The 11,299-nt window shown below is 58.9% G+C and carries 9 protein-coding genes and 1 tRNA gene; 9 read left to right on the forward strand and 1 reads right to left on the reverse strand.

Translation table 11 applies throughout. The features are described 5' to 3' along the window. Positions 1-54: 54 nt before the first annotated feature. Positions 55-2,289 (reverse strand): GH92 family glycosyl hydrolase, encoded by a 2,235-nt coding sequence (locus CIK87_RS08135; protein ID WP_254046062.1) that lies wholly within the window; start codon positions 2,287-2,289, stop codon positions 55-57. A 250-nt stretch (positions 2,290-2,539) separates the two neighbouring features. Between CIK87_RS08135 and CIK87_RS08140 the strand changes: the two genes are divergently transcribed. From CIK87_RS08140 to CIK87_RS08180, 9 genes are all read left to right on the forward strand, one after another. Further along, positions 2,540-3,187: a hypothetical protein gene (locus tag CIK87_RS08140; RefSeq protein ID WP_094386773.1), complete on the forward strand. Its 648-nt coding sequence runs from the start codon at positions 2,540-2,542 to the stop codon at positions 3,185-3,187. Positions 3,188-3,202: 15 nt separating this feature from the next. Next, positions 3,203-4,702 (forward strand): RNA polymerase factor sigma-54, encoded by a 1,500-nt coding sequence (gene rpoN / locus CIK87_RS08145; protein ID WP_094386774.1) that lies wholly within the window; start codon positions 3,203-3,205, stop codon positions 4,700-4,702. After that, positions 4,699-5,310 (forward strand): phosphatase PAP2 family protein, encoded by a 612-nt coding sequence (locus tag CIK87_RS08150; RefSeq protein WP_022310468.1) that lies wholly within the window; start codon positions 4,699-4,701, stop codon positions 5,308-5,310. Before rpoN ends, CIK87_RS08150 begins: the two co-directional genes overlap by 4 nt. 25 nt (positions 5,311-5,335) lie before the next feature. Next, complete coding sequence (gene purE / locus CIK87_RS08155; protein WP_094386775.1) at positions 5,336-5,845, forward strand: 5-(carboxyamino)imidazole ribonucleotide mutase; 510 nt, start codon at positions 5,336-5,338, stop codon at positions 5,843-5,845. Next, entirely contained in the window at positions 5,826-7,697 is a 1,872-nt protein-coding gene (locus CIK87_RS08160; RefSeq protein WP_094386776.1) for a 4-hydroxy-3-methylbut-2-en-1-yl diphosphate synthase, read from the forward strand. Before purE ends, CIK87_RS08160 begins: the two co-directional genes overlap by 20 nt. A gap of 1 nt (position 7,698) precedes the next feature. Continuing rightward, positions 7,699-8,508 carry a DUF4886 domain-containing protein gene (locus tag CIK87_RS08165; RefSeq protein WP_094386777.1) on the forward strand — a complete coding sequence of 270 codons (810 nt, stop codon included), beginning with the start codon at positions 7,699-7,701 and terminating at the stop codon, positions 8,506-8,508. Positions 8,509-8,708: 200 nt separating this feature from the next. After that, positions 8,709-9,998 (forward strand): phosphatase PAP2 family protein, encoded by a 1,290-nt coding sequence (locus CIK87_RS08170; protein WP_254046533.1) that lies wholly within the window; start codon positions 8,709-8,711, stop codon positions 9,996-9,998. 307 nt (positions 9,999-10,305) lie between these two features. Continuing rightward, the gene (locus tag CIK87_RS08175) at positions 10,306-10,662 is read left to right on the forward strand and encodes a DUF1893 domain-containing protein (RefSeq protein WP_094386778.1); all 357 of its coding nucleotides are present in this window, start codon (positions 10,306-10,308) and stop codon (positions 10,660-10,662) included. Between the two features lie 446 nt (positions 10,663-11,108). After that, positions 11,109-11,179 (forward strand) — tRNA-Gln (locus CIK87_RS08180). The last annotated feature ends 120 nt before the right edge of the window (positions 11,180-11,299 follow it).

Consider the following 11,299-nt stretch of genomic DNA (forward strand, 5'->3'; position numbering starts at 1 on the left):
GTAGAAATCGCCCTGATGCAGGTGCCGGTTTCTACAAACTTTGTGATAAGTTTCTTATTTGAGGTTGAAGACCAGGTGGCGGCCACGGGTCAGCTCGTCGTGAGAGATGCGGTAGCGGCTGAGTTTCTTGCCACCGAGCGACATGCTGCTGATAAATTTCTGACCGTCAAGGTCGCGGTTGGCTTCGATAACTATGTCGCCCTGGGGATAGTAACGCTTGTCGAGATGCAGCGTCACACGGTCGAAAACGGGCGTAGTGAGGGTGTAGTAGGGCTGGCCGGGGCAGTCGGGGTAGAGACCCATCATCGAGAAGATGGCCCACGACGACATGGTGCCGCAGTCTTCGTTGCCGGGAATACCGTCGGGCGTGGCCTTGTAATACTTGTCGAGCAGGCGTGCCACCTCTTTCTGCGTGCGCCACTCTTGGCCTTTGAAGTAGCTGAACAGGTAGGGATAGGCGATATCGGGCTCGTTGGCAGGGTCATAGAGATTCTCGTCAAACACCCGCTGCAGTTTGTTGACAAAAGCCTTCTCGCCACCCATGAGGCGTGCCAGTCCCTTCACATCGTGGGGCACGTAGAAGGTGTAGTTCCAGGCCGAGCCCTCGTGGAATCCGGGAGCGTTGGAGAAGTCGGCGCCGTCCTTGGGGTCAAACGGGGTGAGCCAAGAGCCGTCGGCGTGGCGTGGACGCAGGGTTCCAAACTTCTTGTCGTAATAGTTCTTGTAGCCGAGTGAACGCTTGTAGAACAGGGCGGCATCGTCCTTCTTGCCCAAGGCTGTCGCCAGATTGCTCAAGGCATAGTCGGCGATATAGTATTCGAGGGCGTGCGACACCGAGTTGTCTCCCGAGTTGTCCTGGGCAAAGGCGCCGAGAGGCACGTAGCCTTTGGCGATATAGTCGTCGATGTCGGGACGCATGCGGTTGTCCTTGCCGGGCAGCGTGGCACTGGCGCGGAACGCCTTGTAGGCTGTCTCGATGTCGAAGTCGCGCAAACCTTTGAGCCAGGTATCGGTAATGACCGGTATCGACGGATCGCCTTCCATGGTCCATGTCTCCCGTCCGAACAACTCCCACTTCGGCATCCATCCCCACTCCTTATACATGTCTATCATCGAGCGCACCATGTCGGTCTGTCGCTCGGGATAGAGCAGAGTCTCCAGCTGGTGCAGGTTGCGATACGTATCCCAGAGCGAGAAGACCGTGTAGCGGGTGCGGTCGGTACGTCCTATGCGTCCGTTCTCCATCTCGGGGTATTCGCCGTTGACGTCCTGGAGGATATTGGGATGTATCTGGGTGTGGTAGAGAGCGGTATAGAACACGCGGCGCTGTGCCTCGGTTCCGCCCTCAACGGTAATGGTGTTGAGGGTTTCGGCCCAACGCTTGCGTGCTTCTGCGCGAACCTTGTCAAACTGGAAACCTTGCTGCTCGTGGTCCAGATTTTCGCGGGCGTTGGCAATAGACACGAAGCTGACGCCTATCTGAACCTCAACCTGCTCGCCCTCTTCGGCGTCGTAGCTGAAATAGTAGCCCACCTCATTGCCGGCGAGCTCACGCTTATAGTTACGGTATATCTTGTACTTTCCGTTGTCTGGGTCCCACTGTGCCTCGACGCCGGTCATAGGCGGCTGCTTCTTCCAGAAGCCTGCCTCGCGCGGCGCCTTGTTCACGCGCATCACGAAGTACATGGGGAACACGGCTTGAGGGTTGTAGCAGAATGTTCCCAACAGTCGCATGCCTTCTATCTCGGTATCCGAAACCCGGCGGATGCTTCCTCCCACCTCGTTGGTGAGGCCGTCGCCGACGTTCATGAGCAGATGGGCCTCGCCCTTCTTGAAGGTAAAGCGCTCAATGGAAGAGCGGTCGGTGGCAGTGACCTCACACTTGATGCCATACTTGGTGAGCTCGTTGGAGTAGTAGCCCGGCGTAGCCTGTTCGTTACGGTACTCGGAGCCATAGTTGCGGTAGTCTACATCCAGCTTGCCCTGCGTGGGCATCAGCAGCAGAGAACCCATCTCGGGGCAGCCCACACCGCTCAGGGTGACATGGGCAAAGCCGGTGAAGTACTTGTTCTCATGCACATAGGGCGTAGACCACCAGCGGGCGTCCTTGTCGTAGACATTGAGGTCGGACCCCATCACATTGAACGGAACCACAGACATCAAGCCGTGAGGCCGGATGGCGCCAGGGTTACACACACTGAAATTGGTCGTTCCGATAAACGGATCGACATAATCTACCGGTTGCTTCTGTGCCTGTGTCGAGATCACCGACATGGCAAGCAGCGCCATAGCTAATATCGTCTTCTTATACATATTATATATCTTTGCTACAAAGGTAATGCAAACCGCAGAGAATACAAAACAATCTGCTCCATTTTTTCCCCCACGGGCCGTTTCTTTCTCGATTTCACACCTGGGGGCAATCTCCATCGCGCCAACCATCATGACGACGACAGCGCAACAAGAGAGAAAATAAACGGGTTTTATTTTGTATTTCTCTGCGGTTTACACTAACTTTGCACTTATAATCATAAGGTATATGGCAAAGAATGTATCTTGGTCGGACGACTACTGGTTGCTGCTGATGCAGCTCTACCTGCGCAAACCCGTAGGTGTAAAGGCGCTATATTCACGTGGATTGGTGCAGTTGGCCCTCGAGCTGCATATCGAGCCACGCGTGCTGCGCGCCCAGATGTTCCGCCTGCGTCAGATTGACGCCCCGGTCATCCAGCAGCTTTGGGACAAGTACGCAACCCACCCCGCTCGGTTGCGCAAGGAGGTCAACCTGCTGCGGCGCATGAATGGATTCGGGCTTGCCAGCGAGTTCTATCAGGGCGTCGAGGTGAGCGGCATGTCGTGGGAGAACGACTTCAAGCCCATCGACGGCACTACCCTTATTCCCCTCGCGCTGGTGCTGGTGCTCGACCTCTACTTCAGGCTGGTGCCCATCACCATGGTGCCCGAGACGCCCGAGATCGTCGAGCTGGCACAGCTCATCGGCATCACCCCCGCCGAGGTATGCCAGGTGATGGATATATTCCAGGGATTCGACCCCTACCTTAATAGAACTACCGATACCGAAGGCGCGCTCTACGAGGCGTGCAAGGCGATATGGAACCGCTTCGGCAACGACGACCCCAACCCTCTTGCGTCCTTTGCCGCACAGGTGAAGGACTATTTCAAGTAAGTCAGACTTCAGGTTATGAACGAGCAACGTTTAATACAGGAACAGCAGCAGCGCCTCATCCAGCAGCAGCGCCTCACCCAGCAGCAGATGATGCTGGTCAAAATGCTTGAGATGCCCGCCGCAGAAATGGCAGAGCACGTCAACACCGAGCTCAACGACAACCCCGCCCTCGAGCGTGTTGACGACGCCGACGACCTGACCCATAGCGACAACCAGCTCGACAACGACGACACCGCAGAGACCTTTGACGAGCAGAATGAGCGCCAGGAGCGCAAAGACGCCCTCGACAGCGCCCTCGAGCAGTTGGGCGACAACGACGACGAGGTCTCGCCCGCCGACGGATACCACCAGGGCACAGCCTCTGCCGAACCTGCACAGTACGAAGCCGACATCCCCTCGTTCTACGACCAGCTCAAGGAGCAGATGATGGAGCTACAGCTCACCGATACCGAGCGCGCCATACTCGAATACCTCATCGGTTCGCTCGAGTCCGACGGCCTGCTCCACAAGGATATCAGCACCATCTGCGACGAGCTCGCCATCTACAACAATATCGACGTTGCCGAGAGCGAGATTGAACGTATGCTCGCCATTCTGCAGACTTTCGACCCTGCTGGCGTAGGCGCACGCTCGCTGCAGGAGTGTCTGCTCATCCAGATCAACCGCCGTGAGGAGTCGCAGACCAAGCAGCTCATGCGGCGCGTCATCACACAGTACTACAGAGCCTTCACCCACAACCAGTGGGACAAGATACAGCAGAGTCTGCAGCTCAGCGACGTCCAGGCCGAAGCCCTACGCGCCCAGTTGTCCAAGCTCAACCCCAAGCCCGGCGTGGCCTACGACGGCACTGCCAACGGCAAGTGGCAGCAGATAACCCCCGACATCATCGTCGAAACCTCTGACGACGGTCACATCAGCTTCACCTTCAACGACGGCGACATCCCGCAGCTCTGCGTGAGCCGAGAGTTTCTCGACATGGTCGACACCTACAAGCGCAACAAGGACGGACTCAACCGCAACGCCAAAGAGGCCATTCTCTTTGCCAAAGAGAAGATAGACAAGGCACGCGGATTTATCCGCGCAGTAGAGCAGCGGCGACAGACGCTCACTCTGGTCACACAGGCCATCATCGACTGGCAGCGACAGTATTTCCTCGACGGCGACGAGAGCGACCTGCGACCCATGATACTTAAGGATATCGCCACCGTCACCGGACTCGACATCTCTACCGTCTCCCGCGTGGCCAACGCCAAGTACATGCAGACCCAGTGGGGCATCCACCCGCTCAAGTTCTTCTTCTCCGACGGCTATGTGGGCAGCAATGGCAAGAAGACATCTACCCGCCGGCTGCTCGTGGCGCTGCAGGAGCTCATCGACAAGGAAGACAAGCGCGCCCCGTTGAGCGACGACACACTGGCAGAGAAGATGAAGGAACTGGGATTTCCCGTGGCGCGGCGCACCATAGCCAAATACAGAGACCGACTGGGCATTCCCGTAGCACGACTTAGACGATGAACACGAAAAAGATAATCATTGCGGCGCGCGTGATGAGCGCCATCTTCACTCCTTTCTACCTTCCCATCGTGGGACTGGTAGCCCTGTTTGTTTTCAGTTATCTCGGGCTACTCCCCTGGGCATACAAACTGCTGGTACTGGGCATGGTCTATCTGTTTACCATCCTCGTGCCTACGCTGCTCATCCACCTCTACCACCGTTATCAGGGCTGGACGCCGCTGCAGATAGGCGTCAAGGAGCGCCGCATGGTGCCCTACGCCGTTTCCATCTTCTGCTACTTCGCCTGCTATTACCTCATGACGCGGCTGCGCATCCCCAGCTTTATGGCGCGCATCCTCATGGCGGCACTGCTCATCCAGATAGTGTGCGCCATCGTCAACGTGTGGTGGAAGATTTCCACCCATACCGCCGCCATCGGTGGCGTCACGGGAGCGCTCATGGCGTTCTCGATGCTCTTTGCCTTCAACCCCGTGTGGTGGCTCTGCTTCACCCTGCTCGTCTCGGGCATGGTGGGCTCCAGCCGCATCATCCTCCACCAGCACACCCTCGGCCAGGTGCTTGCCGGCTATGGCATCGGACTGTTAATCGGCTTTATTGTTATCATCTGAACTGCATATCATAAACATACATATTATGAAACCAATCATTAGCATTATCATGGGCAGCACCAGCGACCTGCCCGTAATGGAGAAAGCCTGCAAGTGGCTCAACGACCATGAGATTCCCTTTGAGGTCAACGCGCTCTCGGCACATCGCACCCCCGACGCCGTAGAGGCATTCGCACGCGGAGCCAAGGAGCGGGGCATACGCGTCATCATCGCTGCAGCAGGCATGGCGGCAGCCCTGCCCGGAGTGATTGCCGCCTCGACCACTCTGCCCGTCATCGGAGTGCCCATCAAGGGCATGCTCGACGGACTCGATGCCATGCTGAGCATTATCCAGATGCCCCCAGGCATACCCGTGGCCACAGTAGGAGTCAATGCCGCACAGAACGCTGCCATACTTGCCGCCGAGATGATTGCTCTCAGCGACGAGCGCGTGGCACAGGTCGTGGCCGACTGGAAAGCCGGACTCGGCGCCAAGATAGAGAAGGCCAATAAGGAACTGGCAGAAATCAAGGACTATGAGTACAAGTGCAACTGATTTGTTCAACTACCGCCGACGCCAGTCGTCAGTGGTACACATAGGTTCCATCGACATGGGAGGCGACAACCCTATCCGCATCCAGTCGATGACCACCACCAACACCAATGACACCGCTTCCAGCGTAGCTCAGGCCGAGCGCATCATCGAGGCAGGCGGAGAGCTGGTGCGTCTTACCACACAAGGCTCGCGCGAAGCCGAGAACCTCAAGAACATCAATGCCGGCATACGCGCCGACGGCTACAAGACGCCGCTCGTGGCCGACATCCACTTCAACCCGCATGTAGCCGACGTCGCCGCGCTCTATGCCGAGAAGGTGCGCATCAACCCCGGCAACTACGTCGACCCGGCCCGCAAGTTTGTGCATCAGGAGTACACCGACGAGGAGTACGCCCAGGAGCTGCAGAAGATAGAAGACCGCTTCGTGCCCTTCCTCAACATCTGCCGGGAGCACCACACAGCCATACGCATCGGCGTCAACCACGGTTCGTTGAGCGACCGCATCCGCAACCGCTACGGCGACACGCCCGAGGGTATCGTCGAGAGTTGTATGGAGTTCTTGCGCATCTGCAAGAGGGAGCACTTCGACGACGTGGTCATCTCCATCAAGGCGTCCAACACCGTGGTGATGGTCCAGTCTGTGCGACTGCTCGTGGCACAGCTCGACCGCGAAGACATGCACTACCCTCTCCACCTCGGAGTGACCGAGGCGGGTGAGGGCGAGGACGGCCGCATCAAGAGTGCCGTGGGCATCGGAGCCCTCCTTGCCGACGGCATCGGCGACACCATCCGCGTGTCGCTCTCCGAGGAGCCCGAGGCTGAGATACCCGTGGCCCGAGAGCTGGTCGACCACTTCACCGCCCGCGCCGGCCACCGCCTCATCCCCGCTGCCGAGGCCCCTGGCTTCGACTGGCTCCACCCGTCGCGCCGCACCACCGTGGCTGCTGCCAATGTCGGCGCCGCCCATGTGCCCGTGGTCATCACCAGCGTGGTGCCCCAGTCTGCCGACGCCGACCAGCGCCCCGACTACATCTACATCGGCAGCACCATGCCCGGGCAGATAGACCCCGAGCAGATGTACATCGCCGACTTCAACGCTCTGCCCGCCCTGCGCGAGGCAGGTCTGGAGCGCGTCTGCCCCATATACCCCACCCACGCCATGCCCTTCATCGGCATGGACACGAGCCGGGTCAAGTTTCTCGTGCTCCAGTATGGCACCCCCGCCGATGAGTATATCGCCTGCCTCAAGGCCCATCCCGAGGTGGTCGTCGTGGCTATGACCCACCATGCCAACCCCACCGGCGACCAGCGTGCGCTGGTGCATGAGATGATGGCTGCCGGAGTCACCAATCCTGTAGTCTTCGCCCAGATGTACCACACCGACGACAAGGCTGCCTTCCAGCTCGCCGCCGCTGCCGACATGGGCGCGCTCATGATTGACGGACTCACCGACGGACTCTGGCTCATGAACGAGGGCACCATTGCCGACGACGACATTGCCGCCACCGCCTTTGCCATACTCCAGGCTGCGCGTCTGCGCGTCAGCAAGACCGAGTATATCTCCTGCCCGGGCTGCGGGCGCACCCTCTACGACCTGCGCGCCACCATAGCCCGCATCAAGGAGGCCACCCGCGACATGAAGGGGCTCAAGATTGGCATCATGGGCTGCATCGTCAACGGACCCGGAGAGATGGCCGATGCCGACTACGGATATGTAGGAGCCGGCGTCAACCGCGTGTCGCTCTACCGACGCCAGGAGTGTGTCGAGAAAAACATACCCGAGGAGCAGGCTGTCGACCATCTGCTCGCTCTCATTCGCAAAGACCAACTTAACAACCAAAATCAAGAATAGCATGAAACGTCTGATGTGGGCCATCCTTCTGTTGATGGCCGTAGTCTCTGCCGACGCAGCCCGAGTGATCAAGGTGCTCGCCATCGGCAACAGCTTCTCCGAGGACGCCATTGAGCAGTACCTCTACGAGTTGGCTGCCGCCCAAGGCGACAGTCTGGTCATCGGCAACGCCTATATCGGCGGCTGCTCGATAGACCGCCACTGGAGCAACGCACAGACCGGAAAGCCCGAGTATCGTTACCGCAAGATTGTCGGAGGCAAGACCGTGACACGCCACCACGTGGCGCTCGACGACATCATCGCCGACGAACAGTGGGACATCATCTCGCTCCAGCAGGCCAGCCACTTCTCGGGGCTGCCCTACACCTACGCCAATCTGCAGCGGCTCAAGGACCACGTGCTCGCCATCTGCCCCAACAAGCAGGTCGAGATAGTATGGCACATGACCTGGGCCTACGCCAAAGACAGCCACCACCACGCATTCCGGTTCTACCGCAACGACCAGCAGTTGATGTACAACAACATCTGCCTTACCATGGCCGACCAGCTGCCTCGCGTGGGCATAAGCCGCATCATCCCTGTGGGCATGTCGGTGCAGAAGGCGCGCGGCAAGATGGGCGATGTGCTCTGCCGCGACGGCTTCCACCTCAACAAGGCTTATGGACGCTACACCGCAGCCTGCACCTGGTGCGAATTTCTTACCGGCCGCAAGGTGGTAGGCAACTCTTATCATCCTGAGAGCGTCGATGCCCAGACGGCTCTGCTCTGCCAGAAGATGGCTCATCAGGCTATGCGCGACATCAAGCGCTGATACCGACCATTTTACCTTTGGTTCCATAGGTGGAGACAGTGTCCCTGACAGCAGGGCCTGTTTCCACCGCTTTTTTATACGCCACAGCCACCGCCGCGCCTGCCTTCCCTACCGCTGCAGAAAGAAACCCACACCTTATTATAATATATAGCCTCATCCGGCGTTATTATAGAAAGACAATATTTAGGATCATAACCCGTATGATGCAGCATCGCTCTCTGGTCCTCCGTCTGAGGACTCTTGTTGTACTCGTGGCACTCATGGCAGCCGCCCAAGCCTCTGCCCAGACCGTCCCCGACACCCTCGCCGCCACCCCGGCTCTCGCCCTCACCGCCCCCGACTCCACCGCGCAGCCCATGCCACGCATAGACCGCCTCACCTCGACCCGACTCTACCAGATGACCTACATCGGAGTGCCCCTCGTGGCAGCCGGACTGCTGGTCAAGGGCCAGGATGCCCACTTCCGCGGACTGCGCCATGACTATCTGCCCGAGTATCGCAACCATGTAGACGACGGCATGCAGTTTCTGCCGGGTCTGGTGATGATAGGCCTCAAGACCGCCGGCGTAGAGAGCCGCAGTTCGTGGGGACGCATGATGGCGTCGGGCGCACTCTCGGCAGCCATCATGGGCAGCGTGGTCGAGAGCATCAAACTCACGTCCAAGGTAGAGCGCCCCGACGGCAGCGACAACCACTCCTTCCCCTCGGGCCACACCGCCACAGCCTTCATGACCGCCACCATGCTCAGCAAGGAGTACGGCCATCTGAGCCCGTGGGTGGGCATCGGAGCCTACTCGGTGGCTACCACCACCGGACTCATGCGCGTGGTCAACAACAAGCACTGGCTGAGCGACGTCCTCACTGGCGCAGGCATCGGCATCATCTCTACCGAACTGGGCTACTGGGTGGCCGACCGCCTCTTCCGCGACCACGGCATCACCCACCACTCCACAGCCTATACCCTCGACATGATGCGACGCCCATCGTTCCTCGGCATCTACGTGGGCATGAACATACCGCTGAGCAAGTACGACATCGACGAGCAGCACGAGTTCCGCACCTCGGCAGGCTCGACCGCAGGCGTCGAGGGTGCCTACTTCTTCACACCCTATGTGGGCGTGGGCGGACGCGTCACCGTGACCAACACCCAGATTATCACCGACGGCAACGTGGCAGAAGACCACACCTTCGATGCCGTCTCGGGCTATGCCGGAGCCTACTTCTCGCTGCCCCTCACCCCGCGCTGGCAGATAGGCACCAAGGCGCTGGCGGGCTATGTACACTACCCGCGGCTCAGACTCAAGAGCATGAACATAGGCACCCGCGACAGCGCCACCTTCGGAACCGGCGTCTCAGCCACCTACCGCGCCACCGACCATTACAACGCCCGTTTCTTCGTCGACTACAACCTGCTGCCCTCCCACAGCCGCGGTTCGCGCGAGTGGATGAGCACCCTGGCTGCCGGACTGTCGTTTGCCGTAGCCATCTAAGCACCGTCGCCACAGCCACAACGCCCTGTGCGACAGCCCACGCTCCCTGCATAGCAACGCCAACGCCCTCCGTCACAGCCCCAGCGCCCTGCATCACAGCCCCAGCGCCCGTCACCACAGCCCACGCGCCCGTCGCGGCGCCACCAGCCCCATCCCCTACACCAACAGCCGATGGGGCAAAAATTATTCGCAACTTTTTGCCCAAAGACGAGGGCAGTATCGTTTTTTCTTCTTATTTTTGCAAAAGAAGCCGATATGTTTTGTCTGCTCGGCACTATTAACCCTAAAGAAGAAAGGAAACTGCCCTATGATGAACCAACTTATAGACAGACTGCATGCCGACCACCTGTCGCTTGTCATCCTTCATGAGGGTCGCGTGGCGACCTATGAGGGTCACGGCGTGCGCACACTGTATCACATCCTTGACAATGAGCCCGAGCTGCTGCTCGACGCCAAGGTAGCCATAGCCGCTGCCGGACACACCGCCGCCCAAGCCATGAAGGAGGGCGGAGTGGTAGAGGTCTATGCCGACTACATCAGCGAGCAGGCTTACGACACGCTCCACGCCGCCGGCATCAAGGTCACGGCGGTACACAAGGTGAGCCACCACGACTTTCTCAAGATATGGGAGCGTATGGGCGAGACGCTCGACGACAATCGCTGACCCGCCGCCACCACCCCCGCGCAGCCCGCAGCCACCACCGCAAGTCTGCTGACCACCTCTGCAAGTCTGCTGACCACCTTTGGCGAGTTGCTGATGAACCCTGCCGAGCTGCTGATGACCTCTGCCGGTTCGTATCATAAGTCACGAGCCTACGTACCTTACGGCACGAGCCCGCGTATCATAAGTCACGAGCCCACGTATCATCCGTTACGAGCCAGCCAAGTGACCCAGCGCGACCGCCAAGGGGGTCTCCAACCGGCTGCGGTTCATCGCCTTGGACAGGCGAGTGGTCACCCTGCCCGCCGCTGCCCATTCGGCGTCTCCCGGCCTCACCGTTGCAAGCAGCGGAGACACTGCCCACGGTGGACAAAATGTAAGGAAAAATTAAAAAAACAGCCTCAAAATTTGGCTATTGCCAATTAATTTGGTAATTTTGCATCCCAGATTGTTCTATGGTGTAATGGTAGCACAACAGGTTTTGGTTCTGTTTGTGGTGGTTCGAATCCGCCTAGAACAACTTGCATGAAGCGTCGGATATCGTGAGATTCCGACGCTTCTTCCATTATAGACAGCGACGCCGCGCTACAAAGCGGAATTATGGTAATTTTCTCTGATTTCAGGGTATGGCCTTCTGTGC

Origin of the sequence: Prevotella sp. P5-64 (assembly GCF_002251285.1) — a bacterium.
Lineage (GTDB): Bacteria > Bacteroidota > Bacteroidia > Bacteroidales > Bacteroidaceae > Prevotella.